This is a genomic window from Micrococcus sp. NPDC078436, from assembly GCF_040702705.1.
Lineage (GTDB): Bacteria > Actinomycetota > Actinomycetes > Actinomycetales > Micrococcaceae > Micrococcus.
This window is the reverse complement of record NZ_JBFBLX010000010.1, coordinates 1-26,811: the sequence shown is the minus strand read 5'-3', so window position 1 is coordinate 26,811 and position 26,811 is coordinate 1. Positions and strand designations below refer to the sequence as shown.

21 protein-coding genes and 2 tRNA genes are annotated in these 26,811 nt (G+C 74.1%); 8 read left to right on the top strand and 15 right to left on the bottom strand.

Annotated features, from left to right (window positions below; genetic code table 11):
* Positions 1-45: 45 nt before the first annotated feature.
* Together AB0302_RS07040 and AB0302_RS07035 are read right to left on the bottom strand one after the other, a co-directional pair.
* A tRNA-Thr gene (locus AB0302_RS07040) sits at positions 46-117 on the bottom strand.
* A gap of 87 nt (positions 118-204) precedes the next feature.
* Positions 205-2,448 carry a DEAD/DEAH box helicase gene (locus tag AB0302_RS07035; protein WP_366370999.1) on the bottom strand — a complete coding sequence of 748 codons (2,244 nt, stop codon included), beginning with the start codon at positions 2,446-2,448 and terminating at the stop codon, positions 205-207.
* A 312-nt stretch (positions 2,449-2,760) separates the two neighbouring features.
* Between AB0302_RS07035 and AB0302_RS07030 the strand changes: the two genes are divergently transcribed.
* Positions 2,761-3,372: a hypothetical protein gene (locus tag AB0302_RS07030; protein ID WP_366370997.1), complete on the top strand. Its 612-nt coding sequence runs from the start codon at positions 2,761-2,763 to the stop codon at positions 3,370-3,372.
* Between the two features lie 13 nt (positions 3,373-3,385).
* On the opposite strand, the gene AB0302_RS07025 is transcribed toward AB0302_RS07030, so the two are convergent.
* From AB0302_RS07025 to AB0302_RS07015, 3 genes are all read right to left on the bottom strand, one after another.
* Complete coding sequence (locus AB0302_RS07025; protein WP_366370995.1) at positions 3,386-4,594, bottom strand: amidohydrolase; 1,209 nt, start codon at positions 4,592-4,594, stop codon at positions 3,386-3,388.
* A 76-nt stretch (positions 4,595-4,670) separates the two neighbouring features.
* Positions 4,671-5,936 carry a cystathionine gamma-synthase gene (locus tag AB0302_RS07020; protein WP_366370993.1) on the bottom strand — a complete coding sequence of 422 codons (1,266 nt, stop codon included), beginning with the start codon at positions 5,934-5,936 and terminating at the stop codon, positions 4,671-4,673.
* A gap of 55 nt (positions 5,937-5,991) precedes the next feature.
* The gene (locus AB0302_RS07015; protein ID WP_366371040.1) at positions 5,992-7,479 is read right to left on the bottom strand and encodes a cystathionine beta-synthase; all 1,488 of its coding nucleotides are present in this window, start codon (positions 7,477-7,479) and stop codon (positions 5,992-5,994) included.
* Between the two features lie 160 nt (positions 7,480-7,639).
* Here AB0302_RS07015 and AB0302_RS07010 point away from each other — a divergent pair, with 160 nt between their 5' ends.
* Entirely contained in the window at positions 7,640-8,683 is a 1,044-nt protein-coding gene (locus AB0302_RS07010) for a 3-methyladenine DNA glycosylase (protein ID WP_366370991.1), read from the top strand.
* A gap of 169 nt (positions 8,684-8,852) precedes the next feature.
* Positions 8,853-9,317 (top strand): hypothetical protein, encoded by a 465-nt coding sequence (locus AB0302_RS07005; RefSeq protein ID WP_366370989.1) that lies wholly within the window; start codon positions 8,853-8,855, stop codon positions 9,315-9,317.
* Between the two features lie 9 nt (positions 9,318-9,326).
* Here the strand turns inward: AB0302_RS07005 and AB0302_RS07000 are convergent, their stop codons facing one another.
* Together AB0302_RS07000 and AB0302_RS06995 are read right to left on the bottom strand one after the other, a co-directional pair.
* The gene (locus tag AB0302_RS07000) at positions 9,327-11,099 is read right to left on the bottom strand and encodes an AMP-binding protein (protein ID WP_366370987.1); all 1,773 of its coding nucleotides are present in this window, start codon (positions 11,097-11,099) and stop codon (positions 9,327-9,329) included.
* A 113-nt stretch (positions 11,100-11,212) separates the two neighbouring features.
* A tRNA-Tyr gene (locus tag AB0302_RS06995) sits at positions 11,213-11,294 on the bottom strand.
* 220 nt (positions 11,295-11,514) lie between these two features.
* On the opposite strand from AB0302_RS06995, the gene AB0302_RS06990 reads away from it, so the two are divergent.
* Positions 11,515-12,003 carry a YajQ family cyclic di-GMP-binding protein gene (locus AB0302_RS06990; protein ID WP_248116108.1) on the top strand — a complete coding sequence of 163 codons (489 nt, stop codon included), beginning with the start codon at positions 11,515-11,517 and terminating at the stop codon, positions 12,001-12,003.
* Positions 12,004-12,074: 71 nt separating this feature from the next.
* Complete coding sequence (locus tag AB0302_RS06985; RefSeq protein WP_319073949.1) at positions 12,075-12,587, top strand: hypothetical protein; 513 nt, start codon at positions 12,075-12,077, stop codon at positions 12,585-12,587.
* A 29-nt stretch (positions 12,588-12,616) separates the two neighbouring features.
* Here the strand turns inward: AB0302_RS06985 and AB0302_RS06980 are convergent, their stop codons facing one another.
* Positions 12,617-13,912 carry an MFS transporter gene (locus AB0302_RS06980; protein ID WP_366370985.1) on the bottom strand — a complete coding sequence of 432 codons (1,296 nt, stop codon included), beginning with the start codon at positions 13,910-13,912 and terminating at the stop codon, positions 12,617-12,619.
* 86 nt (positions 13,913-13,998) lie between these two features.
* Positions 13,999-15,399, bottom strand: a complete 1,401-nt coding sequence (locus AB0302_RS06975) for an FAD-dependent oxidoreductase (protein ID WP_248116114.1) — start codon at positions 15,397-15,399, stop codon at positions 13,999-14,001.
* 178 nt (positions 15,400-15,577) lie between these two features.
* On the opposite strand from AB0302_RS06975, the gene rarD reads away from it, so the two are divergent.
* From rarD to AB0302_RS06960, 3 genes are read left to right on the top strand one after another with little or no spacing between them, the layout of a single operon-like run.
* Entirely contained in the window at positions 15,578-16,558 is a 981-nt protein-coding gene (gene rarD / locus AB0302_RS06970) for an EamA family transporter RarD (protein WP_366370982.1), read from the top strand.
* A gap of 9 nt (positions 16,559-16,567) precedes the next feature.
* Positions 16,568-17,074 carry a hypothetical protein gene (locus tag AB0302_RS06965; protein ID WP_248116119.1) on the top strand — a complete coding sequence of 169 codons (507 nt, stop codon included), beginning with the start codon at positions 16,568-16,570 and terminating at the stop codon, positions 17,072-17,074.
* Positions 17,071-17,595, top strand: a complete 525-nt coding sequence (locus AB0302_RS06960) for an HIT domain-containing protein (RefSeq protein WP_366370980.1) — start codon at positions 17,071-17,073, stop codon at positions 17,593-17,595. The genes AB0302_RS06965 and AB0302_RS06960 overlap by 4 nt, the downstream gene beginning before the upstream one ends.
* A 78-nt stretch (positions 17,596-17,673) precedes the next feature.
* On the opposite strand, the gene AB0302_RS06955 is transcribed toward AB0302_RS06960, so the two are convergent.
* From AB0302_RS06955 to AB0302_RS06930, 6 genes are all read right to left on the bottom strand, one after another.
* The gene (locus tag AB0302_RS06955; RefSeq protein ID WP_366370978.1) at positions 17,674-18,741 is read right to left on the bottom strand and encodes a polyprenyl synthetase family protein; all 1,068 of its coding nucleotides are present in this window, start codon (positions 18,739-18,741) and stop codon (positions 17,674-17,676) included.
* On the bottom strand, positions 18,738-20,141 hold the full coding sequence (locus AB0302_RS06950) for a geranylgeranyl reductase family protein (RefSeq protein WP_366370976.1): 1,404 nt from the start codon (positions 20,139-20,141) through the stop codon (positions 18,738-18,740). The genes AB0302_RS06955 and AB0302_RS06950 overlap by 4 nt, the downstream gene beginning before the upstream one ends.
* Positions 20,138-22,084: a 2-succinyl-5-enolpyruvyl-6-hydroxy-3-cyclohexene-1-carboxylic-acid synthase gene (menD, locus tag AB0302_RS06945; RefSeq protein WP_366370974.1), complete on the bottom strand. Its 1,947-nt coding sequence runs from the start codon at positions 22,082-22,084 to the stop codon at positions 20,138-20,140. Before menD ends, AB0302_RS06950 begins: the two co-directional genes overlap by 4 nt.
* 196 nt (positions 22,085-22,280) lie before the next feature.
* Positions 22,281-24,431 carry a PhoX family phosphatase gene (locus tag AB0302_RS06940; RefSeq protein WP_366370972.1) on the bottom strand — a complete coding sequence of 717 codons (2,151 nt, stop codon included), beginning with the start codon at positions 24,429-24,431 and terminating at the stop codon, positions 22,281-22,283.
* Positions 24,432-24,676: 245 nt separating this feature from the next.
* Positions 24,677-25,804 (bottom strand): o-succinylbenzoate synthase, encoded by a 1,128-nt coding sequence (locus AB0302_RS06935; protein ID WP_366370970.1) that lies wholly within the window; start codon positions 25,802-25,804, stop codon positions 24,677-24,679.
* Positions 25,805-25,889: 85 nt separating this feature from the next.
* Complete coding sequence (locus AB0302_RS06930) at positions 25,890-26,564, bottom strand: hypothetical protein (protein ID WP_298711832.1); 675 nt, start codon at positions 26,562-26,564, stop codon at positions 25,890-25,892.
* Positions 26,565-26,811 lie beyond the last annotated feature (247 nt).

Genomic DNA, 26,811 nt, shown 5'->3' with positions numbered 1-26,811 from the left:
GCCCGCGCTCGCGGCGCATGCCGAGAGAACGGGCTCTCATGTCAGAGCCCCGACCGGGAATCGATCCCGGGACCTCCATCTTACCAAGATGGCGCTCTACCACTGAGCTATCGGGGCAACGAGGTGAAACCCTACCAGGTGTTCGCGCAGAGTTCCAAATCGCAGGCGGGCGGCGCCGAGACGGGGCCCGGCGCCGCCCCGGCATCAGCGGCGCGGGCCGCCGTCGCGACGCTCCTGGGCGCCCCAGCGGGGCTTCTTCGGGCCGGCCGAGGGGCCGCGGTCCGAGCGGAACCCGCCGCGGTCCTCGCGGTCCTTCCTGAAGCCGCCGGTGCGCTCCTCACGGCCGCCGAAGCCGCCGCGGTCGTCACGGTCCTTGCGGAACCCGCCGCCGTGGCCGCGGTCGTCACGGTCCTTCCGGAACCCGCCGCCGTGGCCGCGGTCGTCACGGTCCTTCCGGAACCCGCCGCCGTGGCCGCGGTCGTCACGGTCCTTGCGGAACCCGCCCCGGCCGCCGCGCTCGCCACGGTCATCGCCGTCGCGCTCCCCGCGCGTCGGGCGCCCGGTGTCCTTGCGCATGTTGAGCCGGCGCCCGTTGATCTCAGCGCGCCCGGCGGCCTCGAGCTGGGCCGGGGTGAGGTCGGCGGGCAGCTCGACGAGCGAGTGGTTTCCGCGCAGGTCGATCGCGCCGATCTGGGAGGCGGGCAGGCCCACCTCGTTGGCGAGGGCGCCCACGATGTTGCCGGGCTTCACGCGGTCCGTGTGGCCCACGCCGATCCAGTACGTGGCGTTGCCGGCCGCGGGCTCGCGGGCCGGGCCACGGGAGCCGCGCCCGTCCGCGCTGCCGCCGCGCTCGGGACGGTCCTGGCCCCCACGGCCCTCGCGCTCGGTGCGCGCACGGCCCGTGTGGGTGGGGATGTCCTGCTCGGTGGAGAGCAGCGGGCGGCCGCCCTGCGCCATCATGGCGAGGGCCGCGCCCACGCGGGACGGCTCGATCTCGTGCTGCTCCACGTACTCGTCGACGAGGCCGGCGAAGGTCTCGAGCTCCTGGTCGCCGGCGCGCTCAAGCGTCTTGGTGATGGTGTCGGAGAAGCGCTTGAGGCGGGCGGCGTTGACCTTCGCCACGGACGGCACGGCCATCTCCTCGACCTCCTGGCGCGTGGTGCGCTCGATCTGCTTCAGCAGGTAGCGCTCGCGGGGAGTCATGAAGAGGATGGCGTCGCCCGTGCGGCCCGCGCGGCCGGTACGGCCGATGCGGTGCACGTAGGACTCCGCGTCCTGCGGGATGTCGTAGTTCACCACGTGGGAGATGCGCTCCACGTCCAGGCCGCGGGCGGCGACGTCGGTGGCCACGAGGATGTCCACGCGGCCGGCCTTGAGGTCCTCCACGGTCTTCTCGCGCTGCTTCTGCGCGATGTCACCGGAGATGGCCACGGCCTTGAAGCCGGCGCGGGTGAGGCGCTGGGTCAGCTCCTCGGTGGCGGCGCGGGTGCGGACGAAGGCGATGACGCCGTCGTGGTCCTCGGTCTCGAGGATGCGGGTCATGGCCTCGAGCTTGTACTGGTGACCCACCTGCAGGTAGCGCTGGCGGATGGTGGCGGACGTCGTGGACTGACGGGACACGGCCACCTCCTCCGGGGAGTTCAGGTACTGCGCGGAGATGCGGCGGATGGCCGGCGGCATGGTGGCCGAGAACAGCGCGGTCTGCTTCGACGCGGGGGTGGACGCGAGGATGCGGTCCACCTCCTCGGCGAAGCCCATGCGCAGCATCTCGTCCGCCTCGTCCAGCACAAGGGTCTGCAGCTGGGAGAGGTCCAGGGAGCCGCGCTCGATGTGGTCGATCACGCGGCCGGGGGTGCCGACGACGACCTGGGCGCCGCGGCGCAGCGCCGAGAGCTGGGGGCCGTAGGGCGAGCCGCCGTAGACGGCCAGCACGGACACGTCGCCGAGATGCTTCGCGTACGCGTCGAAGGCCTCGGCGAGCTGGAGCGCCAGCTCGCGCGTGGGGGCCAGGGCGAGGATCTGCGGGGCGTCGGCGCGCCCGTTGACGTCCGAGGCCTCCGCCAGGCGGGAGAGCGCCGGCAGCGCGAACGCGCCGGTCTTGCCGGTGCCCGTCTGGGCGAGGCCCACGACGTCGCGGCCCTCGAGCAGCAGCGGGATGGTCGCCTCCTGGATGGGCGAGGGCGCGGTGTAGCCCAGGTCCTCGATCGCGGCGAGGACGCGTGCGTCCAGGCCCAGGTCGAGGAAGGTGGGGCCGGCCGGCTCGTCCTGCTCGGCCTCGACCGAGTCGGTGTCGTCCTGCTCGGAGGTGAGGTCGGCCTCCGGCGAGGCCTCGAGGGCGTCGGCGGCCAGGGACTCGGGAGTCTCGTCCGACGGCGGGGCGGCGAGGGCCTCGTCCGACACGATCGGATCCTGGTTCTCGGCGGCCTGGGGGGTGTCATGGATCGACATGGGTGTCCTCCTGAGGGGATGCGCAGGCGGCACTCAGCGGCGACGGTCGCGGGTCGTCGTCGAGGGTGCGGGTCTGCTGGGGGAATGGGAAAACCGTTCACCCGGCGAGCCCCCGGGACCACGACGTTCGTGGTCCTCACACACATCTGCACGACATCTGCAACACCGGCGTGGCACACGCGTCCACGCTCATTCACTCAGGGGGGGTAAGTCCGGATACCGGTCCCCACCACTGTACGCCCCCGCGTCCGCTCGGGCGAGACCCGACGGTGTGCCGTGCAGCACCGTCCGCGGCGACGCTAGGCTCGGAGTGTGGCAGACAACAGCAGTGACCACCGTCTCGCACGTGCCGCCGGCCGTGCCACCCGGGCCTTCCAGGAGCGGCAGCGCGCGGACGACGCGCGACTGCGCGAGGAGCGCGCCCGCCTGCGGCGCGAGGACGAGGAACGGCTCGCGGACCGTCGCGCGGCCCGGGTCCGCGCGCTGGACGAGCGCGACGCCGCCGAGGCCGGTCTCGTGCACCCGCTCCTGCGCCTGGCACGGATCTGGTGGATCGCCGTCGCCGTCCTCCTCGCGGCCCTGTCCGCCGCGCTGCTCTGGAGGGGCGCGCAGGCGGAGCGGGAGGGCGGTCCGGTGACCGACCCGCTGACGGGGATCGAGTCCGTGGGACCGCTCGGCGGCGCCACGGGCCAGTACATGCTGGGCGGGCTCGCCGGGATCCTCGCGGTGGCGGCCCTGTGGGGCTGGATCGGGCTGCTGCGCCGCCGCCGCGGGGCGATCTCCTCCCTCACGTTCCTCACCCTGGTGGTCGCCGTCCCCTCGTTCCTGCGCGGCAACGCGCTCCTGATCGCGCTCGCGGTACTGCTGATCATCGGCACCGTGCTCGTGTGGCTGCCGCCCGTGCGCTCGCGCGTGCGGCGCTGAGCGCCGTCCGCGCTCAGTCCTCCACGGGCCGCGTGGGCTCGACGACGGGGCGTGCCCCCGCGGTGTCGTACTCCATGACCGGGCGCCCGCCGATCCAGACCCGCAGGGCGCGCTGCATGACGTCCAGCGGGTCCCCGCTCCACAGCACGAGGTCGGCGTCCTTGCCCGGGGCGAGCGAGCCGATGCGGTCCGCGAGGCCCAGCACCTTCGCGGGGTTCAGCGTGATGGCCCGCAGCGCGGTCTCCGGGTCCAGGCCCTCCTTGACGGACAGCGCCGCCTGGTAGACGAGGAAGTCGATCGGGATGACGGGGTGATCCGTGATGATGCTGATCTCCACGCCCGCGCGCGCCAGGCGCCCCGGGTTGCGCATCGAGCGGCCGCGCAGCTCCGGCTTGGACTTCGTGGTGAACAGCGGGCCGATGAGCACCGGCACGCCCCGCTCCGCGAGCAGGTCGGCGATCGGGTGGGCCTCGGTGCCGTGGTCCAGCACGAGCTCGTAGCCGAACTCGTCGGCGATGCGCAGGGCGGTGGCGATGTCGTCCGTGCGGTGGCAGTGCTGGCGCCACGGGATCTTCCGCTCCAGCACGAGGGCGAGGGCCTCCATGTGCGGGTCCGCGGTGAACGGCTTCCCCTCGGCCTCCGCCTCCGCGCGGCGGGCCATGTAGCCCTGCGCCTTCAGGAACGCCTCGCGGATGACGAGCGCCGTGCCGAGACGCGTGGACGGCGTGCGGCCCTTCTCCTTGTACACGTTCTTGGGGTTCTCCCCCAGCGCGGACTTCACGCCCGAGGGGCTGCGCAGCACCATCTCGTCCACGGTGCGGCCGTGGGTGTGCAGGGCCACGGCCTGCCCGCCGATCGGGTTGCCGGAGCCCGGGTTCACGTTCACCGTGGTGACGCCGCCCGCGAGCGCGTCCCGGAAGCCCGGCTCGTTGGGGTCCACCGCGTCGATCGCGCGCACGCCCGCCATCACGGGATCGGTCATCTCGTTGACGTCCGCGGTCGCGCCCACCTCGCCCTCCGCGTGCATGCCCAGGTGCACGTGGGCGTCCACGAAGCCGGGCAGCAGCCACCTCCCCTCGCAGTCCACGACGTCGGCGCCCGCGGGCACCTCGACGTCGGCTCCCAGCGCGGTGATCCTCCCGTCCTCCACGAGGAGGACGCCGTCGAAGGGCTCGGACTCGACGGGGACGACATGGGCGTTCGTGAAGGCGATGATGCTCATGTGACCCACACTACGACGCCGGCCGGACCCGGCAAGGGGTCCGGCCGGCGTCGTGGACGGCGCGGGACGCGTGCGCTCAGGCCTGGAGGCCGGCGAGGGCCTGCTTGAGGTCCGCGATGAGGTCCGCGGCGTCCTCGATGCCCACGGAGAGGCGGACGAGGTCGTCCGGGACGGCGAGCTCGGTGCCGGCCACGGAGGCGTGGGTCATCTCGGCCGGGTAGTTCATCAGCGACTCGATGCCGCCGAGGGACTCGGCCAGCTGGAAGAGGCGCGTGGACTCGGCCACCTTCCTGGCGGCCGCCGCGCCCCCATGGAAGCGCACGGAGACCATGCCGCCGAAGCCCCGCATCTGGCGCTGGGCGAGCTCGTGGCCCGGGTGGTCCGGCAGGCCCGGGTAGAGCACGTGGGACACGGCCGGCTGCTCGAGGAGCCACTCGGCCACGGCCTGCGCGTTGGCCTGGTGGCGGTCCATGCGCACACCGAGGGTCTTGAGCCCGCGGGTGGTCAGGTAGGCGTCGAACGGGCCGTTCACGGCGCCGGCCGCGAACTGCTGGAACTTCACGGCCTCGGCGATCTCCGGGTCCTTGATGACCACGGCTCCGCCCACGACGTCCGAGTGCCCGCCGATGTACTTGGTGGTGGAGTGCACCACCACGTCCGCGCCGAGCGCGAGCGGGGTCTGGAGGTAGGGCGTGGCGAACGTGTTGTCGACGACGAGCAGCGCGCCCCCGGCATGGGCCGCCTCGGCGATCGCGGCGACGTCGGAGACCTTCATCATCGGGTTCGAGGGGGTCTCGAGCCACACGATCACGGGGCCCTCAGCCTTCGCCTGCTCGACGGCTGCGCCCACGGCGGCGACGTCGGCCATGTCCACCACGGCGTGGCGCACGCCCCACTTGGCCAGCACCGTGGAGATGAGGCGGTAGGAGCCGCCGTAGACGTCGTTGCCCAGCACGACGGTCACGCCCGGCTCGGCGGCGCCCATGATGAGCGCGGTCTCGGCGGCGAGCCCGGAGGCGAAGGTCAGGGCGGTGGCGTTCGGGGTGCCGTCCTCCCCCACGCCGGCCTCGAGCGCGGCCAGCTGGGTCTGCAGGGCATCGCGCGTCGGGTTGGTGCCCCGCCCGTAGTCGTAGCCGCGGCGCAGCTCGCCGATGGCGGTCGGCGCGTAGGTGGTGGACAGGTGCACGGGCGGCACGACGGCGCCGAACACCTCGTCCAACTCCTGTCCGGCGTGCACGGCGCGGGTGCCGAAGCCGGCGCCGCGCGGACGGGTGTCCGGCGTGGAGTCGTGCTCCGGGGCGGTCTCGCCGGTGAAGCTCTGCGTGGGGTCCTCGGTGGTCATGGGTGCGTCCTCTCGCGTCGGGGCGGCGTCGGGTCGATCGGCCGGGTCGGTGGGATCAGGCGGTGGCGTAGGCGAGCACGTCGTGCAGGGTCAGCACGCCCACCACGGTCCCGCCGCGGGCGACGAGCAGGGTGGGGTCCTCCAGCAGGCGGCGCGCCGCCTCGCGCAGGCCGGTGGCCGCGCCGATGAGCGGCAGGGCGGCGCCCATGGCGTCCGCGACCTCGGAGTCCGGGCTGACCCGGCCGTCCGCGAGGCGCGCCGCGAGATCGTGGGCGGACACGGTGCCGCGCACCTCCCCGATCCGCAGGTCGTGGCGGGGCTCGGCGACGACGGGCAGCGCGTCCACGCCGTAGCGCGTCATGGTGTCCACCGCGTCCGAGACCGACGTGGTCGGCGCCGCGGTCACGATCGTGGGCACCGAGCCGGGGAACAGGTCCTCCTTGTCCTCCAGCAGCGCGCCCACGGTGGCGTCCCAGCGCCCGCCGCGGGGCGCCGTCGTCGTGGCCTGCGCGGCGTGCGGGACGGCGGAGCGGGTCCGGCCGCGGGCCCACCCGGGCAGCACGGTGTCCTGGCCGTCGCGGGCGAAGCCGCGCTCGTCCATCCACGCGTCGTTGAAGATCTTGGCGAGGTAGCCGCGGCCGGAGTCCGGCAGCACGATCACCATGACGTCGTCCGGACCGAGCTCGCGCGCGGCCCGCAGGCCGGCGGCCACGGCGAGGCCGGAGGAGCCGCCCACGAGCAGGCCCTCCTCGGCGGCGAGCCGCCGGGTCATGGCGAAGGCCTCCTCGTCCGAGACGGCGATGACCTCGTCCGGCACCGAGCGGTCGTAGTTGTCCACCCAGATGTCCTCGCCGACGCCCTCGACGAAGTACGGGCGCCCCGTGCCGCCGGAGTAGACGGAGCCCTCCGGGTCCGCGCCGATCACGCGGACGGGGCCCAACGCGCGGTCCGCGGAGACCTCCTTGAGGAAGCGGCCCGTGCCGGTGATGGTGCCGCCCGTGCCCGCGCCCATCACGACGTGGGTGACGCGGCCGGCGGTGTCCTCCCAGATCTCCGGCCCCGTGGTCTCGTAGTGCGAGGCCGGCGCGGCCGGGTTGAAGAACTGGTTCGGCTGGAACGCGCCCGGGATCTCCCGCTCGAGGCGGTCGGCCACGCCGTAGTACGACTCCGGCGAGTCCGGGGCGACCGAGGAGGGCACGACGACGAGCTCCGCGCCGTACGCGGAGAGCACGTCCCGCTTCTCCTGGCCGACCTTGTCCGGCGTGACGAACACGGTGCGGTAGCCCTTCTGCTGGGCCACGAGGGCGAGGCCCGCGCCGGTGTTGCCGGAGGTGGGCTCCACCACGGTGCCGCCGGGGAGGATCCGGCCGTCCTTCTCCGCCTCCTCGATCATCCTGAGGGCGATGCGGTCCTTCACGGAGCCGCCCGGGTTCAGGTACTCCACCTTCACGAGCACCGTGGCGGCGACGCCCTCGGTCACCGCGTTGAGCTTCACGAGCGGGGTGCGCCCGATCAGCTCCAGGACGGTCTCGGCATAGCGCATGCCGCCTCGCTCGGGCGTGGGCACGGGGGTGGCGGAGGACGCGGCGGCGCCCGGGACGGGGGAGGTCTGCTCAGTCACGTGCTCCACGCTACGCCAGGGGCCGGACGCCGTCAGGGGCGTCGAGGACACGCGGGGCAACGTGCGGTGTACGGTGCACGGCATGACCGCCCCGGACGCCGTGCGCCACCTCCGGGTGTCCACGCCCGTCGACGTGGCCCTCACCCTGCGGCCCCTGCAGCGCGGGGCCGCCGACCCGACCGTCCGTGCCACCCCCCAGGGCGTGTGGCTCACGCGCCGCGAGCCGGCCGGGCCCGATGACGTCCACGCGGGTGCCGGGCCGGCCACCCTCCTGGTCTCTCCCGCGGTGCCCGCCCCGGACGGGGCCGGGGGCTGGAGCATCACCGCCCGCGCGTGGGGCCCGGGGGCCCGCGCCGCGGTCGGGAACGCAGAGGCCCTGCTGGGGCTGGCGGACGCGGGCTGGCCGCAGTTCGACGCCGTGGCCGATCCGTCGGCGGACCCGCCGGGGGTGGGCCCGCCGCTTCCGGCGCACGTGTGGCGCGTCCGCCGCCTCCGGCCCGGGCTGCGGCTGCCCGCCGCGGGCGCGCTCGCCACCCAGCTGATGACCGTGGTGCTGGAGCAGAAGGTCACGCACGACCAGGCACGCCACGGCTGGCGCACCCTCGTGCGGCTGGCCGCCGCCCACGACGCCGAGCCCGCCCCGGGCCCCGCTCCCGCGGGCATGCTGCTGCCGCCCACCGCGGAGGCCGTGCTGCGGATCCCCTCGTGGGACTGGCACGCGCGGGCGTGGGTGCAGCCCTCGCAGTCGAGGACGGTGCTGGAGGTCGCCCGGCGCGCCGAGACGATCGACCGGCTCGGGCGCGACGTCTCCCCCGGCGACACCGCAGGCCTGGCACGACTGGCCCGACGCCTGGAGTCGATTCCTGGCATCGGCCCGTGGAGCACCGCCGAGGCGCTGCAGCGCAGCCACGGCGCGGCCGACCTGGTCTCGGTGGGGGACTTCCACCTCGCCCAGTTCGTGGGCCAGGTCCTCACGGGACGGCGCACGGACGACGCCGGCATGCTGCGCCTGCTCGCCCCGTGGGCCGGGCATCGGCACCGGGTGGTGCGGCTCATCTCGCTCAGCGGCGAGCGCAAGCAGGCCTTCGGGCCCAAGCTCGCCCCGGCGGACCACCGGCGGTACTGACCCCCGCTGCGTCGGCTCCTGCACAGGCGGCTGCGGCCCCGCGCGTCGTCCCCTGAACAGCCACGGCGCGACCGCCGCTCCGAACGGGCCCCCTAGCGTCGGCCTGGAGCGCGCCGACCGGTGCGCTCGAGGCGGGGCCGAGGCCGGCCCCCGACGGAGGGAGCCGACCATGACCACCGCTTTCGAGGACAGCCGCCGCACGCACGGGCGAGCCCGGCACGAGCCCCACGGCCCCGGCCGGCCCGGCCCGCTGCGCCCAGGCGTGCGCGCCTCGGTGCTGATCGTCTCGGCGGAGCCGGACGCGGAGGCCGCGCTGCGGGACTCGATGTCCTGGATCACCGCGTTCGAGGACGACTGCGGTCTCGTGCTCGACCACGACGAGACGAGCCTCTACGCCGTGGCGCCGGCGTCCGACCTGCGCCGCCCCGACGCGGAGGACGCCGCGGAGGGGGACGCCGCCCGGGACCCGTCGGACTTCATCGACGCCGTGCTGCTGCACGGCCGGTGGCGGCTGCGCGGCGAGGGCGGGCACTCCGGCTCCGCCTGGAGGGACCTCTACCGGCAGGCCGTCACCGAGGCCGCCCCGGATGCGCTGTGCACCGTGTGGGACGTCCGACCCCTCCCCTCCGCCTGAGCCGGGGCCTCAGGCCCCCGCCGCGCCGATCACCGCGGCGCCCTCCTTGCGCAGCTCCACCTTGCGGACCTTGCCGGAGACGGTCATGGGGAACGCGTCCATGATGCGCACGTAGGCGGGGATCTTGAAGTGGGCGATCCTCCCGGTGGCGAACTCGCGGATCGCTTCGACGGTGAGCGGCTCGGCACCCTCGCGCATGATCAGGCAGGCCATGAGCTGCTCGCCGTACCGCTCGTCCGGCACGCCGACCACCTGCACGTCCTGGACGTCCGGGTGGGCGTAGAGGAACTCCTCCACCTCGCGCGGAGAGATGTTCTCGCCGCCGCGGATCACGAGGTCCTTGATGCGTCCCTCGATGCGGACGAACCCGTCCGCGTCCATCGAGGCGAGGTCGCCCGAGTGCATCCAGCCGTCCTCGTCGAGGACCTCCGCGGTCTTCTGCTCGGCGTTCCAGTAGCCGAGCATCACCGAGTAGCCGCGGGTGCACAGCTCTCCGGTGGCGCCGCGGGCCAGGGTCTGCCCGGTGACGGGGTCGACGACCTTGGTCTCCACGTGCGGCATCGAGCGGCCGACGGTCTGGGTGCGCGCCTCGAGGGTGTCGTCGCGGCGGGTCATGGTGGAGACGGGGGCGGTCTCGGTCATGCCGTAGCAGATGGCGACCTCGGACATGTGCAGCTCGTCGATCACGCGTCGCATGACCTCCACGGGGCACGGGGACCCCGCCATGACGCCGGTGCGCAGGGTGCTCAGGTCCAGGGAGGCCGCCTCGGGGCGGGCCAGCATCGCGATGAACATGGCGGGCACGCCGTAGAGGCTCGTGGCGCGCGTGGCGGCCGCCGCTGTGAGGGAGTCGAGCGGATGGAACGCCCGGCCCGGGATGACGCTCACGGTGCCGTGGGAGACGGCCGCGATCACGCCGATGACCATGCCGAAGCAGTGGAAGAAGGGCACCGGGATCACGAGGGTGTCCGCCTCGGAGTAGCCCAGCAGCTCGCCGATGTGGAACCCGTTGTTGAGGATGTTGCGGTGGGTCAGCGTGACGCCCTTGGGGAAGCCGGTGGTGCCCGAGGTGTACTGCAGGTTCACGGGGTCCTCGGCTCCGGTGGCGGCCTCGCGCTCGGCGAGCTGCTCGTCCGAGACCTCCGCGGCCCGTGCCAGGAACGCCTCCCACGTGGCCTCCTCGGCCGCGGCGGCGGCGCGGCCGGCCACCTCCCCCGGGCGGGCGTGCGCGAAGGGCTCATCACCCGGGGCGCCGGCGGGCAGCATGATGAGCTGCTCCAGCGCGGGGGCTCCCTCACGGGCCACCTGCCGCGCGATCGCCGGCGGGTCCATGCGGGCGTCCGGGCAGGCCACCACGAGGCCACGCATCGCGCACTGCTCCACCACGTAGGTGAGCTCGTGGCTGCGGTACGCCGGGTTGAGGTTGACCAGGATGACCCCGGCGCGCGCGGCGCCGTAGAGCAGGGACGTCCACTCCGCCACGTTGGGGCTCCACATGCCGATGCGGTCGCCGTGGCCGTAGCCGGCGGCGATCAGCGCCTTGGCCACGGCGCGGGAGTGCTCCGCCAGCTCCGCGAAGGTCCAGGAGCGGCCGGTGTGCGGGTCGCAGCCGGGTCCGCACTCGACGACGGCGGGTGCGTCCGGCAGGCGAGCGGCGGTCTCGTCCAGGTTCTGGGCGAGGGTCTGCTCCAGGAGCGGCACGTCGTCCGGACCCCGCGTGGACGCCGTCTCCTCCGGGCGGGCGGGATCGGTGGGCTGCGTCACGCTGGGACTCCTCTGCATGTGATGCGGATCACATGCAGGCTACGTCCTCCCCAGCCCTCTCCGCCACCCAGCGCCGGACATGAGAAGATCCCGGGACCGACGACTCGGTCCCGGGGTCTTCTCATGTCCCGTGGCAGATGAGGGATTCGAACCCCCGAAGGCAGTGCCAGCTGATTTACAGTCAGCCCCCTTTGGCCGCTCGGGTAATCTGCCGGGCGACTGGACGGACGCGCTCGCCTCATTCGAGGCACCGCACCGTTCAGGCGAGAGACGACTGTACCGCATGGGCGCAGGAGACGCCCAATCGGGCCGGGGCGCGGCGTCGTCGGACCCCGGTAGGCTGGCCCGCAGGCGCCCCGGGGCGCGCCGGGCGCCTCGCGCGACCTGCCCCGAGGCACGGACAGCCGTACGCGAGCAGCAGGAGGAGACAGCGATGGCCGGTGATTCCACGTTCGATGTGGTCAGCAAGGTGGACAGCCAGGAGGTGTCCAACGCCCTGAACCAGGCGCAGAAGGAGATCGTCCAGCGCTACGACTTCAAGGGCGTCGGCGCGGAGATCGACTTCTCCGGCGAGAAGATCCTCATGAAGGCGAACTCCGAGGAGCGCGTGAAGGCCGTCAAGGACGTCTTCGAGTCCAAGCTCGTCAAGCGCGGCATCTCCCTGAAGTCCCTCGACGCCGGGGACCCGTTCGCCTCCGGCAAGGAGTACCGGATCGAGGCCTCCATCAAGGAGGGCATCGACCAGGCCACCGCGAAGAAGATCACCAAGCTGATCCGGGACGAGGGCCCCAAGGCGGTCAAGGCCCAGATCCAGGGCGACGAGCTGCGCGTGTCCTCCAAGTCGCGCGACGACCTGCAGGCCGTCATCGCGATGCTCAAGGACTTCGCGGACGCCGACCTGCAGTTCGTCAACTTCCGCTGACCGTCCGCCCCGCCGATCCCCCATCGAGCCCCCGGCCTGACCGCCCCGCTCCGCCCCGACGAGGAGACCCCATGCTCTACCTGATCGACCCCCGCGGCGCCGTGTGGTCCGCCGACGTCACCCTGGGCCGCGCCCGGGCCCGCGCCCGCGTGGACGGCCGGCCCGTCGACGACCTGCCCTTCACGAAGGCCGCCATGGTCCTGGACCAGGAGGACTTCGTGGACCTGGCGCTGCGCCACGGCGTGGCCGCCCCCCGCGGCATCCTCCTGGACCACGGCTTCGTGGAGCGCGCCCTGGCCCCGTCGAAGCTGACGTTCCAGCAGCGCAACCAGGACGCGATCGCCGAGCAGCTCGAGCCGGTGCAGCGCCGCACGGAGGAGGACTCCGTGAAGAAGAGCCGCCACGAGGCGGTCTACGAGGGCGCCCACCGGAAGCTCGCCAAGCGGATCGAGAAGGCCGAGGAGGAGGCGCGGGAGACCCTCCAGGCGGAGCCGAAGGACGAGCTCGTCGGCCACTGGACCCGCTTGGGGGGCCGGATCCCGGCCACGATCGCCGCCGACCGCCGCTCCGACGCCGACCGCTGAGCCCCTCCCCACCGGAACCCCGCGCCCGCTCAGGGCGTGGGGTTCCGTGCGTCGTAGGCCATGAAGCCCGGCTGCCGCCGCATCAGCACGCTCACGCCCACCACGCACAGCACGCCGCCGGCCACGAGGGTGAGCCCCTCCCCGAGGAGGGTCGAGGCGCCGCCCGTGATCATCTCGCCGACGCGGGGGCCCCCGGCCACGACCACCACGAACACGCCCTGCAGCCGCCCGCGCAGCCGGTCCGGCGTCGCGGCCTGCAGGATGGTGCTGCGGAAGACGCCCGAGACCGAGTCCGCCGCGCCGGCCACCGCCATGCACGCCACGCACAGCGCCATCGCGAGACCGAGGCGCGGGTCGCCCTCGGGCATCGAGCGCGCCCACCACACGACGCCGCCGAATGCGGCCACGGCGGCTCCCCACGCGCAGATCGAGAGGTAGACGCCCCAGCCCTGCGCCGTGACGCGCGTGAAGGAGCCGGAGAACAGGCCGGCGAGGAACGCGCCGGCGGCCATCGCGGCCAGCAGGATGCCGACGGCGGACTCGCCGCCGCCCAGGACCACGCCGCCGATCGCGGGCAGCAGGGCGCGTGGGAATGCGGTGGCCATGGCCACGATGTCCGCGAGGAACGTCATGCGCAGGGTGGGCCGGGAGGCGAGGAAACGGAGCCCCTCGACCACCGAGCCCAGCCCCACGCGCCCCGTCGGCGCGGCCTCGCCCTCCTCGCGCGCGGGCGGCAGCGGGGGAAGGCGCCACAGGGCGTAGAGCGCGGCGAGGAACGTGACCACGTCGATCGAGTACGTCCACGCGTACCCGGCGGTGGCCACGAGGACTCCGCCGAGCACCGGGCCCACCATCATGGCCACGGAGAAGGTCATCATGGTCAGGGCGTTGGCGGCGGGCAGCAGCGTCAGCCCCACGAGCGCGGGGACGATGGCGCCGCGCGTGGGCTGGTTGATGCCGGAGGCCCCGGAGTGCACGGCCACGAGGGCGTAGAGCAGGGGCACGGACTCGGTCCCCGCCCACGCGTGCGCCGCGATGCCCACGGTCGTCGCCCACATGACGGCGGAGGAGCACAGCGCCACGGTGCGGCGGTCGTGGCGGTCGGCCACGGCGCCCCCGTACAGGCCCGCGACGACGAGCGGCACGAGCGCCGCCAGTCCCAGCAGGCCCACCGCGAAGGACGAGCCGGTCAGCGCGAAGACCTCGAGGGACACCGCCATGAGCGTGAGCTGGGTGCCCACGGAGGAGAGCAGGTTGCCCACCCACAGCCGCCGGTAGGCGGGCGAGACCTTCAGCGGCGTGAGGTCGGCGAGGAGGCGGGGCACCGGGCCAGAGTAGCCGCCCCCGCACACCACGACGGCGGGCACCCGCGGTGGGTGCCCGCCGTCGTGGTCGGGTCAGGCCGGGAGGCTCACTCCCCGCGGCTGATGCGCGTCATCTCGTCGCGGTCCACGACCTTGACGCGCTCGCGGGCCACCGGACCGGCCTCGGTGGCCGCCGCGCCGAGGGACTTCTCGTGCGCGTCGAGGGCGTGCCAGCCCTCCCACGTGGTCACGGGGACGCCGCGCTCGGCGAGCAGCGCGAGCACCGCGTCCTCGGACGGGTCCTCGGCGGTCCAGAGGGCGTCCACGTCCTCGATCAGGTGCTGGATGGTCTCGAGCGAGTCGCCCTTCGTATGGCCGATCAGGCCCACGGGGCCGCGCTTGATCCAGCCTGAGGCGTAGAGCCCCGGCACGGCATTCCCGTCCGCGTCGAGCACGCGGCCCTCGGCGTTCGGGATGACGCCGCGGGCGTCGTCGAACTCCACGCCGTCCACGGGCGAGCCGAAGTAGCCCACCGCGCGGTAGACGGCCTGCACGGGGTAGTCCGCGGTCTCCTCGGTCGGGCGGACCCCGCCCTCCCCGTCCAGCTCCATGCGGCGCATGCGCAGACCGTCGAGGCGGCCGTCGCCGTCGGCGTCGAGGAACGCCTCCGGGGCCTGGAGGAAGTGCAGGTGGAGGCGGCGGGAGGCCTGCTCCGTGCGGTCCTCCTGCTCCATGAGCCAGTTGGTGAGCGTGCCCACCATGGTGCGCACCTGGTTGTTCTCCGCGATCGCCTTCTCCGAGCCGGCGTCGAAGTCGAAGTCCTCCTCGTAGAGCACGATGTCCACGTCGCGGGAGTGGGCCAGCTCGCGCAGCTCCAGCGGGGTGAACTTCACCTGCGCCGGGCCGCGGCGGCCGAACACGTGCACGTCCGTGACCGGCGAGGACGTGAGCGCGCGGTACACGTTCTCGGGGATCTCCGTGACCAGGAGGTCGTCGGCGTGCTTGGAGAGGATGCGGGCCACGTCCAGGGCCACGTTGCCGTTGCCGATCACCGCGACCTCGGTCGCGTCCATCGGCCACTCTCGCGGCACGTCCGGGTGGCCGTCGTACCAGCTCGCGAAGTCGGCGCCGCCGAACGAGCCCTCGAGCTCCACGCCGGGCACGTCCAGGCTCGCATCGCGCACCGCGCCGGTGGAGAACACCACGGCGTCGTAGTGGCGGCGCAGGTCCTCGAGGGTGAGGTCCGTCCCGTAGTCCACGTTGCCGAGGAAGCGGATGTCGCCGCGGTCCATGACCTTGTGCAGGGCGGTGATGATGCCCTTGATGCGCGGGTGGTCCGGGGCCACCCCGTAGCGGATGAGGCCGAAGGGGGCCGGGTAGCGGTCGAAGAGGTCGATGCTGACCTGGAAGTCCCGCTCCTCCTTGGTCAGGATGTCCGCCGTGTAGACGCCGGCGGGGCCGGCTCCCACGATGGCGATGCGCAGCGGGCGGTCAGGGCGTTCGGTCACGTCGGGGTGGTCCTTCCGAAAGACGACGGCGGCGCCCGCGTCGGGCCCGCGGGCGGGCCGGCGCGCGGCGCGCGGGGATCGACCTCCCAGTCTACCGGCGGGGCGGCGGCCGCCCGGGTGAGCCCCCTCACGACCCCGCTCCCGCCGCGACGGCGGGGGGCGGCCCTACAGTGGTCCGGTGACCGCCTCCTCGCCCTCCGCCCCGGACACGGGCGCCCTGCCCACGGTGGCCCCGGCTGCCGCCAACGACTCCCGCGGCCTCGCCCTGGGGTTCACGGCCTACCTCCTGTGGGGCGGGATGCCGCTCTACATGGCCGCCACCGCCCCGGCCGGCGCCGTGGAGATCGTGGTGGTCCGCATCGGCTTCGCCCTCGTGTTCTGCCTCCTGCTGCTGACCGCCATGCGGCGGCTGCCCGAGCTGCGCACCGCCCTGTCCTCCCCGGCCCGCTGGGGCACCACGGCGCTCGCCGCCGGCGTGATCGGCGTGAACTGGCTCGTCTACGCGGCCAGCGTGATGAGCGGGAACGTGCTGCAGGCCTCCCTCGGGTACTTCATGAACCCGCTCGTCAACGTGCTCCTCGGCGTGCTGTTCCTGGGCGAGCGCCTGCGCCGGCTCCAATGGGTCGCCGTGGGGATCGCCGTGCTCGCCGTCGCCGTGATGACGGCGGCCCTCGGCGCCGTCCCCTGGCTCGCCCTGGTGCTGGCGTTCTCGTTCGGCCTGTACGGCTTCGTGAAGAAGCGCTTCCCCGTGCCGGTGCACGCGGTGACCACCATGACGGCGGAGACCGTGGTGCTCCTGCCCGTGTTCGCGGTGGGCTCGGTCCTGCTGCTCCAGGCCGGGCTGCTGACCACGGTGACCCAGGGCCCGGGGCACTTCTGGCTCATGGCCGGCCTGGGCGTCCTGACGGCCGTCCCCCTCATCCTCTTCTCCTCGGCGGCGAAGTCGCTCTCCCTCACCACGCTCGGGATGCTGCAGTACATCGCGCCCATCCTGCAGTTCCTGGCCGCCGTGACGGTGCTCGGCGAGCACATGCCGCTCCCTCGGTGGATCGGGTTCGGGCTGATCTGGCTCTCCCTGATCGTGTTCACGGTGGACCAGCTGCACCGCTCGCGCCTGCAGCGTCGGGCGGCCCGGGCCGCCGGCGGGAACCGCCCCTAGACTGGCCCCATGCCCGCCAAGCCCCCCGCACCCGTGTACCTGCCCGCGTTCCAGCAGCTCGTCCCGGATCTGCTCGGGGAGCCCTGGGCCGCCGACGACGGCCTCTCCCCGCGGGAGATCGAGGAGCGCCTGCCCTCCGCCCCCGCCGCGGAGCAGCTGGGCGACGCCTTCGTCCTGCCCGCCGCGCTGCGCGAGTTCTACCTCGCCCTGGGCAACTGCGGCGACCTGCTCGAGACGGCCCACTACTTCTGGGATCCGGACGACCTCGAGGCCCGCGACGGCTACCTCATGTTCCTCGAGGACGAGGACGAGACCGTGGTGTGGGGCCTGCCCGTGGCCAACCTGACCCTGCCGGACCCCCTCGTGTGGCGCCGGTCTGCGGGGGCCGAGGCCGAGGAGGGCGCCTGGGAGGACGAGGGCGGCACCTTCAGCGAGTTCGTGCTCGACCTGCTGGCGTGGACCTTCGAGGACCCGGGGGACGAGGACGACGGCGCGGAGCGGGGCGTGGCCCGATGAGCGGGCCCGAGGACACCACGCGAGGCAGCGCCCCCGCCCCGCGCTCGCACGCCCCCGAGGGGTACGCCTGCCCGTTCTGCGGGCTCGTGGCCGGGAACGTGGCGGACCCGGGCAACCGCTGCGAGCTCGGGGACACCGTCTACCAGGACGAGGACCTCCTCGTGCTGATCGCGTGCGACGGCTTCGGCGAGCACGAGGGGCACGCCATGGTGTGCCCCGCCGCGCACCACGAGAACCTCTACGAGCTGCCCTCCCGCGTGCTTCAGCGGATCGCCCTCATGGAGAAGCAGGTGGCGCTGGCCATGAAGGCGGCCTGGAGCCCGGACGGGATCTCCACGCGCCAGCACAACGAGCCCGCCGGCAACCAGCACGTGTGGCACTACCACCTGCACGTCTTCCCCCGCTACGAGGGCGACCTGCTCTACCGGCAGCTGCGCCACTCCGTCGCCCCCGAGGTCCGGGAGCGCAAGGCCCGGGAGCTGGCCGCCGCACTCGACCCCGCGCCGACGTTCCTCGACTGAGGCCCGTCGGGCCGCCGCCGGAGCAGCCCGTCATCCCCGGGCGGCTCGCCGACCGGGACCTGCCGGCCCGGCCCGGCGTCAGCTCGCGCGGTCCACCACGTAGTCGGCGAACCCCGCGAGGGACTCCTTCACCACGGAGTCCGGCAGGGGCGCCAGCGCGGCCTTGGCCTGGTCCGCCCAGTCGTGCGTCGTCTCCCACGCCCGCGTGAATGCGGGGTGTGCCACCAGCGCGGCGACGGCGGCGCCCAGCTGAGCGTCGTCGTCGAGGGGGCCGTCCACGAGCTCCTTCACACGGCGGGCCTCGGCGGCCTCGGCCGCGTCCTCGGACGCCGCGGCGCGGTCCAGCAGCAGCGTGCTCAGGGTGGCCACGCGCTCACGCAGGTCCGTGCCGGGGGTCTTGCCGAGAGCCTCGGCGGTGCTGGTGAGGTCCAGCAGGTCGTCGGCGAGCTGGAAGGCCAGGCCCACCTTCTCCCCGTACTCCCCCATCACCGCGACGGCGGACTCGTCCGCCCCGCCGAGCAGCGCGCCGAGCACGCCCGATGCCGCGATGAGCGAGCCGGTCTTGCCGCCGAGCACCCGGTAGTAGTGCTCGATGGGGTCCTGGCCGGCGGACGGGCCGCGGGTCTCCCACAGCTGCCCCTGCACGAGACGCTCGAAGGTCTCCGCCTGGATTCGCACCGCGCGCGGTCCGAGCTCGCTCATGAGCTGGGAGGCGCGCGCGAAGATCAGGTCGCCCGCCAGGATGGCCGCCGCGTTGCCCCACAGCCGGTGCGCGGCGGGCGCGCCGCGGCGCACGGCCGCCTCGTCCATCACGTCGTCGTGGTACAGGGTGGCCAGGTGCGTCAGCTCCATCACGACGGCGGCCTGGCGCGCCTGCGCGCCCACGGGCACCACCTGCCCGGAGGCCAGCTCCGGATCGCCCAGCAGCGCGGCGAGCACCGTGAGCACGGGACGCACGCGCTTGCCGCCGGCGGCCAGCAGGTGGGCCGTGGCGGTCTGCGAGAACTCGTCGTCGAAGGCGAGCGCCTCCTCCAGCTGCGCCTCCACCTGCTCGAGGGCCGACAGCACGGTCTCCAGCACGCGGCCGTGCTCGGCCAGGTGCTCGAATCCGGGGGGCAGGGCGATGCCGACGTGGTCAGTGCTCACCCGGCCAGCCTACCCAACCGCGGGTCGTCCGCCGTGGTGAGCGACGGGGTGGCCGCCTCGAGGAGGCGGACGGCACGGTCGACGACGTCGCCTCCCTCCGCGTCCACCGTGTTGCCCATGACCTTGACCACGGCACGCAGCAGCGGAGGGACGGCCATGCCCGTGCCGAGAGCGGCGCGCATCACGCGCGGGTCGCCGATCAGGCGGGCGAAGCGGGCGCCGAGGGCGAAGTGGCGGCCCCACAGGTGCTGCGTGAGCACGGGGTAGCGGGCCAGCACGCTGTCCGCACCGGCGGCGCTGCCCGCCGCGAGCGCCTCCACCGCCAGGTCCGCGGCGTGGCGGGCGGCCTCCATCGCGAAGCCGATGCCCTCTCCGTTGAACGGGGAGACCATGCCGGCGGCGTCGCCCACGAGCAGCAGCCCGGGCACGTGCTGGGGCGTGCGGTTGAAGGCCATCGGCAGGGCCGCACCGAGGATCTTCGAGGACCGGGTCTCCTCTGAGATCCCCCACTCCTCGGTCAGCGCGCCGGACCACGAGGTCAGCAGGCCGCGGTAGTCCAGCGTCCCGAACAGGGGCGAGGTGTCGAGGATGCCCAGCCCCACGTTCACCGTGCCGTCGGCGAGCGGGAAGAGCCAGCCGTAGCCGGGCAGCGGATTCCCCTGCTCGTCCGGCAGGCGCAGCCAGGACTCCATCCACTCCGCCCGGTCCCCCGGCAGGGCGGGGGCGGCGCCTCCCAGGGCCGCGCCGGCCGTGTAGTACGCGCGGACGGCCACGCCCATGGGGCGGTCCTCGCGCCGGTGCAGGCCCGCGGAGACGGCCGCACGGGCCGAGACGCCGTCGCACGAGAGCACGATCGGGGCGTGCCAGGTGACGCTCTCGCCGGTCTTGCGGCCGTTCTCCCCGATCAGCTCGGCGTTCAGCCCGTCGACGCGTCCGGCGTCGTCCCGGGTGACGCCTGTGACGGCGTGGCGCTCGAGCACGGTGGCACCGCGCTCTCGGGCGAGGTCCACGAGGATGGCGTCGAAGTCCCGGCGGGTGCGCGTCAGGGCGTAGTCCGGCCACGTCTGCGTGCTCGGCCACGGCACGTCCACCCCGCGCCGGCCCGCACGCAGGCGCAGGCCGCGGATGCGCTGCCAGCCGCCGTCGTCGCCGGCCTCCCCGCGGTGGGGCACGCCGAGCAGCTGCAGCTCGCGGACGGCCTGCGGAGTGAGGCCGTCGCCGCACACCTTCTCGCGAGGGTGCGCGGACTTCTCCAGCACCACCACGTCCAGGCCCGCGGCGGCCAGGTGCGCGGCGGCGGTGGCCCCGGCGGGGCCGCCGCCGGAGATGAGCACGTCCGCGCGGCGGGGCCGATCGGCGGCGCCCGTGGCGGACGACGGGCGCGGGGTCTGCGCGGTCATCGGGCGGCCTCCTCGGGGCTGGCGGGCTCGGACGCGGGGTCCGGGAAGGTGGAGCGCACGGCGGCGGCGATCGAGGCGGCCACGCGCGGGCGCTCGGTGCGGTAGCAGCGGACCTCCACGAGCCGTCGGCCGCGCACCGGGACCGCGAGGAGGTGCACGAGCCCCACCCGGTCCGCGGCGCGGACGTACGGCACGCCGTACGCGGCGGCCAGGCCCTCCAGGTCCACGGCGTGCGGGGTGCCGAAGAAGCGCTCCACGGCGCCGGCCATCCCCGGGGCCCGTGCCACGGTGCCGTGCTCGAGGCCGGCGAAGATCGCGCCGCCCGTGTCGTTGACCACCACGAGGTCCACGTCAGGGTCGGCCTCTGTGGTCCCCACCAGCAGCCCGCCGGCGTCGTGCAGCGCCGTGAGGTCGCCCAGGAGGGCGACGGTGCGGCGGCCCGTGCCCAGGGCGATCCCCATGGCGGTGGACACCGTCCCGTCGATCCCGGCGAGGCCGCGGTTGGCGTACACGTGCACGTGGGCCAGCGTCGGGGGCCGCCACGCGAGGTCCACGTCCCGGATCAGGGACGAGGATCCCAGCACGAGCGGACCCCGTGTCACGGACGCGCACACCTGGGCGACGCTCTGCGGGCTGAGCCCGTGCGCGGTGTCCTCGTCCAGCACGACGTCCTCCACCGCGGCCTGGGCGCGCATCGAGGCCGTCTGCCATGCGGCGAGCCATCCCGGCTCGCCCTGACCCGCGAAGGACGCGAGCTCCGCGAGGGAGCCCACGACCCGCTCGGCGCGGCGGCCCACCTCGAACCACGGGGCGGGCTCGGTCAGGAGGATCGCGGTCTCCACGTCCGGGCGTGCGAGCAGCGCCGTGACGGAGCGGGTGAGCGTGGGGCGGCCGAAGAGCACGACGCGCTCGATGCGCCCGGCCAGCGGGTGGCTGTCCGCGCCGCGCCCGCCGTGGGAGCCGATCAGCGCTGGATAGGCCGCCACCGCGTTGACGGAGAACCGGGCGTTCGAGCTGGGCTCGGCCAGCAGCGGCAGGCCCAGGGAGACGGCGAACGCGGCCGCCACCGGACCGGCGCCGTGGCAGGCGAGCACCACGGTGCGCCGCTCCCGCAGCCGGGAGGCGTCGAGGTCGGGCAGGCCGGACAGGTCCGCGCCGGCCGGTCGCCACGGGGCCCGGGCCGCGGCGTCGCGGCGCGCGTCGCCGACGGCGGGCAGCGCGCGGGAGTCGGCCGAGAGGTCCGGCAGCCCGTGGTCGGCGTACGGGCACGGGGGCGTCTGCGCGGGGATGCGGGCGCCCATGTCCGCGGCCTCCCGGGGGTCCGGCACCAGCGGGGCGCGGAAGCGCAGGTTCAGGTGCACCGGTCCCGCGGGGGCGTCACGGACGTGGACGGCGGCCTCCCGCGTGGCCGGGCACCCGGCGTCGGGGTCGCACACGAAGCCGTCCGCCGCCAGCAGGGCCTGGCGCACGGTGGCCCCGGCGTCGTTCAGGTGCTGCTGCGCCGAACGGCCCGCCGCGGGATCCGCCTCGATGGTGGCCGAGAAGCGGGTGTGGTGCCCGAAGATGCCGTCCTGCTCGGTGGTCTGGTTGGCGCCCGAGCCGTGCAGCTCCGCGGGCCGGTCCGCCGTGAGGGCCACGAGGCGGGTGCCGGCGTGGAAGGACTCCATGAGGGCGGGCAGCAGGTTCCCGACCGCCGTGCCCGACGTCGTGAGCACCCCCACGGGGCGGCCCGAGGCCAGGGAGAGCCCGTGGGCGAGGAAGCCCGCCGCGCGCTCGTCCACCCGCACGTGCAGCCGGATCCGGCCCTGCCGTTCGAGGTCGGCCAGCGCGTACACGAGGGGCGCGGAGCGGGAGCCGGGGCAGATCACCGCGTCCCTCATCCCGGCGTCGGTCAGGGCGGCGGCGACGGCGCGCGCCACGGAGAGGGAGTCGGCGGAAGTCATGGTGGCCCCCAGTCTAGGCGGGCAGAGCCGGACGGCCCCGGCCCGTGCCGTCCCCGCACAGCGGGGGCGGCGCGACCCCCGGACGCGGCGAGGCCGCCACGGCGGTGTGCCGTGGCGGCCTCGTCAGGGGGGACTCGGCCGGCCCCCATGCTGCGGGTCCGGCCCCGTCCGCGCGGGGATCACTCCCCCCACCGGGTCACTTCTTGGGGCCGTTGCCCTGCGCGTGGCCGAAGGCGGAGTTGCCGTGGCCGTTGCTGCCCTTGCCCTTGTTGCCCTTCTCCTTGCCGGAGCCCTTGCCCACGCCGTTGTTGCCAGTCACGTTGAAGACCTGCACGACGGAGGGACGGGGGGCCGCGACCTTGTCGCCGACCTGCACGGGGCCGGCCGGGGACAGGAAGTCCGGGAAGGAGGACGTGTGGGCGCCCCAGTTGCCGTCCTCGCCCGGGTGCTGGACGTTGACGAACACGGAGTTGTCGCGGTCGTGGATGACCGGGCCGCAGGTCTCGGCGTCACGGGGGACGGCGAGGAACTGCTCGACGCGGCCGCGCTCCGGGCCGTCCAGGGTGACCTTGTGGAGGGCGTCGGCGAGGCCGATCGTGCCGGGCTGGCCGTCGGTGGAGATCCAGAGGTTGCCCTCGGAGTCGAACGCCACGTTGTCCGGGCAGGAGATCGGGGACACGAGCTCCTTGGGGTACCCGGCGAAGTAGGCCGAGGAGGAGACCGCCGGATCGCCGGCGAGCAGCAGGATGACCCAGTTGAACGTCGTGGCGGTGTGGTCGCCGCCCTTCTCGGTCAGCTCGACGACGTGGCCGTCGCGGTTGCCCACGACCGGGTTGGCCTCGTCCACCTCGGTGCGCTTCGTGTTGTTGGTCAGCGCCATGTAGACCTTGCCGTTGACCGGGTTGGTCTCCACGTCCTCCGGGCGGTCCATCTTGGTGGCGCCCATCTTGTCCGCGGCGAGGCGGGTGTAGACGAGGACCTCGGCCAGGGACATGCCGGGCACGAGGGACTTCTTGTCGGTCGCCAGGGCGATCCACTCGCCGGCGCCGTCGAACGCGCCGTCGGAGGGCAGGGTGCCCTTGCCGTCGATCTCGGACTTCGGGGAGTCGCCCTTGAACTTGGCCACGTAGAGGGTGCCCTCGTCCAGGAGGCGCATGTTGTGCTTCTTGTCGCCCTCGACGAACTTCTTCGCGGAGACGAACTTGTAGAGGTAGTCGTGGCGCTCGTCGTCGCCCGAGTAGACCACGGCGCGGCCGTCGCCGGAGAGGACGGCGGTGCCGGCCTCATGCTTGAAGCGGCCCAGGAGGGTGTGCTTCACCGGGGTGGAGGTGGGGTCCTCAGGGTCGACCTCGACGACCCAGCCGAAGCGGTTGGCCTCGTTCTCGTAGCCGTCCTTGGTGAGGTCGAAGCGGTCGTAGAAGAGCTCCCAGCCGCGCTGCGTGGCCTTGGTGTCGATGCCGTAGCGCTTCTCCTCGGCGGTGCCGCGGCCCTTGAAGTACTGGTTGAAGTTCTCCTCGCCGGAGAGCACGGTGCCCCACGGCGTGGTGCCGCCGGCGCAGTTGTTGAGGGTGCCCAGCACGCGGGTGCCGGTGGGGTCCTCGACGGTCTTCAGCAGGGCGTGGCCGGCGGCCGGGCCGGTGACCTTGAAGGGGGTGGTGCCGGTGATGCGGCGGTTGCGACGGCCGCCCTGCACGTACTCCCACTTCTGGCCGCGCTTGGCGCGCTCCAGCTCCACCACGGACAGGCCGTGCGACTGGATGCCGGCGTCCACCACGTCCTTGCGGTGGGAGATGATGTACTCCGGGGAGAACATGATGTTCTCGTTGGTGTACTCGTGGTTGGACACGAGGTAGCCCGAGCGGTCGTCGCCGCCGTCGGAGATGATGTTCAGGTAGTCGTTGTTGTAGCCGAACTGGCCGGCCGCCGACTTCCCCGTCTGGTGCTGGATGTCGAACTCCTCGGAGTCCTTGAAGAGCGGGTCGCCCCAGCGGATGATCGTGCCCCACTCGTAGCCCTCGGGGACCGTGACGTCGTCCACGGTGCGCGGGACGGGCTTGATGGCCGTGAAGTCCAGCTTGCCGCCGCCGGTGGGGTGGTTGCCGTTGTCCGCCAGGGCCTCGGGGGCCTGGGCCATGTTCGCGCCGATCACGACGGCCGCGGCCAGGCCGGTGCCGCCCATGAGGGCCGAGCGGCGGGAGATCGCGGTCTCGGCGATCTGCTGGAAGGTGGCGTTGTCCGAGGTGTTCGGGATCGGGTGCGAGCACGCGTTGCCGCACTTGAGCTCGCAGGTGACAGCCGAACGGTTGCCGCGGGTATGACCGGACATGGGCAGGAGGCGCTTGAGCATGGGGAGTCCTTCGCGTCGTTCAAGAGGGGGTGGGCCCGCCCGTGGGGCGGCCCCGGGCCACGATGCCCGCGGACACCCGCGGACATTCCCCCACCCTGTCCCCCCGAGTCGAGCGGCGAAGGACACCAAGGTGAACCGGGACGAAACAGTGCGTGGCACCGAGATTTCATCTCGTCGACGTGTCGTATTGCCCTCTGGGTCCCCCCTGGGGGGCGAGATCCCCGGAGGCGCGTCATCGCCCCAGGTCAGCCGGAGATCTGCGCGAGGACCGCGTGAGCGTGCTGCACGCGTTCGGCCCACCGCCGTCGCCCCTCCCGGTCCAGCTGCAGCCGGCGCAGCGCACCCGGGTCCGGTTCGGGAGCGCGGACGCCGGGGGCGGGGAGCGTCCCGTCCACCGGACGCCACGGGGGCGCGACCACGTCGTCGGCGAACAGCGCCGCCGTGCCCAGGCCGCACGCGTGCGGCAGGGAGGGCAGGTGCGCGGCCAGGGCCGCTCCCCCGGCCAGGCCCACGGAGGTGTCCAGGGCCGAGGAGACGACGGCGGGCAGCCCCGCCGCCGCCACGATCGCCGCGGCGCGCCGCACTCCGCCGAGGGGCTGCACCTTGACCACGATCAGGTCGGCCGCGCCCGCCGCGGCCACGGCCAGCGGGTCGTCCTCCTTGCGGACGGCCTCGTCGGCGGCGATCGGGGTGGCGACGCCGCGCTCGCGCAGGGCGCGGCGCACGCGGGCCAGCGGGGCGATGCCCGGCACGGGCTGCTCGGCGTACTCGAGGCCGACGTCGGCCAGCTCGGTGAGCATGTTCAGCGCCTCGTCCTCGGTCCAGCCGGCGTTGGCGTCGATGCGGATCGCGGCCTCCGGGAGCAGCTCGCGCACCCGCCGCACCCGGGCGAGGTCGGCCGCGTGGCCGCCCGCCACCAGGCCGCCGCCGGGGCGGTGCTCGGCCACCTTGACCTTCACCGCGGGCACGGGGCCGAAGCGCTCGAGGACGTCCTCGACCTCGGCCGCCCCCACGGCGGGGACGGTCGCGTTGACGGGCACCGCGTCCCGCACCGGCGCCGGCCAGCCCTGCCAGCCGGCCTCGACAGCCGCCGCGAGCCACCGGGAGGACTCCTCCGGGCCGTACTCGGGGAACGGGGAGAACTCGGCCCATCCCGCGGGCCCGCGCAGCAGGAGCGCCTGGCGCGCGGCGGTGCCCCGGAAGCGCACCGTCATGGGCAGCTCCACGGCCACCGCGTCGGCCAGCAGCTCCTCCACCGAGGGCAGGGCGCAGCCGCCGGGGGCACCGGGCAGGGGCGGGAGGGACGGAGGGGGGTGCAGGCCGTCGGGGCCGGGCTGCGCACGGTCCGGCTGCGCGGGGTCAGGCGACGTCATGCGGCCAGCCTAGGGGCGGGAGGCCGCCGTCGCCCGCGCGGGCGTCCGGGAGGCAGGCGTCTCCCGGGCGTCCCCGACGGCGGGGTCAGCGCGCGGCGAGGTAGCCGAGCTTGCGGGCCAGGCCCGCGGCCCGCTCATGCGAGCCGAGCACGCCCTCGAGACCGGCGACGACGGCGGCCACCACCTCGTCCGTGAGGTGCCAGTCCGGGGTGAAGGGATCGTCGAAGCGGGCCCACGCGGTGCCGACCGCGGCGAGGGCGCGGGCCATCTCGGTGACGTCCCGGAAGACCGGCTCGGGCTCGTCCATGCGGTCCTCCCAGCCGTCCTCGCCGGGGGCCATGAGGATGCGGCCGGTGGCGGCCTCGTGGATGAACGGGTCGGCGCCCTGCTTCGCCACCACCGTCCAGTCGTCGTTCCAGTCCACGAGCAGGGCGCCGGTGCGATGGTTCCAGCGGTAGCCGGCCTGCTCGTCCCACAGGCGGTCCAGCGGGAAGAACAGCAGCGGCAGCCCCACGGTGTCGATCTCGAGCCACTCCGGGCCCACGTAGCGGTAGAAGTCCGCCAGATCCGTGGGCAGCGGCTCCTCGGCGGCCCATTCGATGGGCTCCTGGCGGGCGAGGTTGCCGAACGGGCCGAGCGCCTCACGCGCCGAGATGAGGGACTCCGGGTCCAGCGTGATGCGCGGCCGCGCGGCGGCCTCGCCCGCGGCGGGCGTGTCGCTGGAGGAGGACGGACCGTGCGCGGAGGGAACGCGGTTCATGGCCCCAGGCTAGGCACGTGGCACCCCGGGCGGAGGAGCCCCCAGGCGACGGTCGCGTGACGCTCCGGTGAAGCCTGCGTGACGCGCCGCCCTCGTGCGTCCACGAACCCCACACCAGAGCAGGACGAGTCCTGCGCAGGTGTGCCCCTCCGTCGTCCCAGGCCTGGGCCTGCGGACGGGAGTCGAGGTCCTCGGCCACCAGGTCACGCGGTGCCGCGGACGACGACGGCGCAGGCGCCGGAGCAGG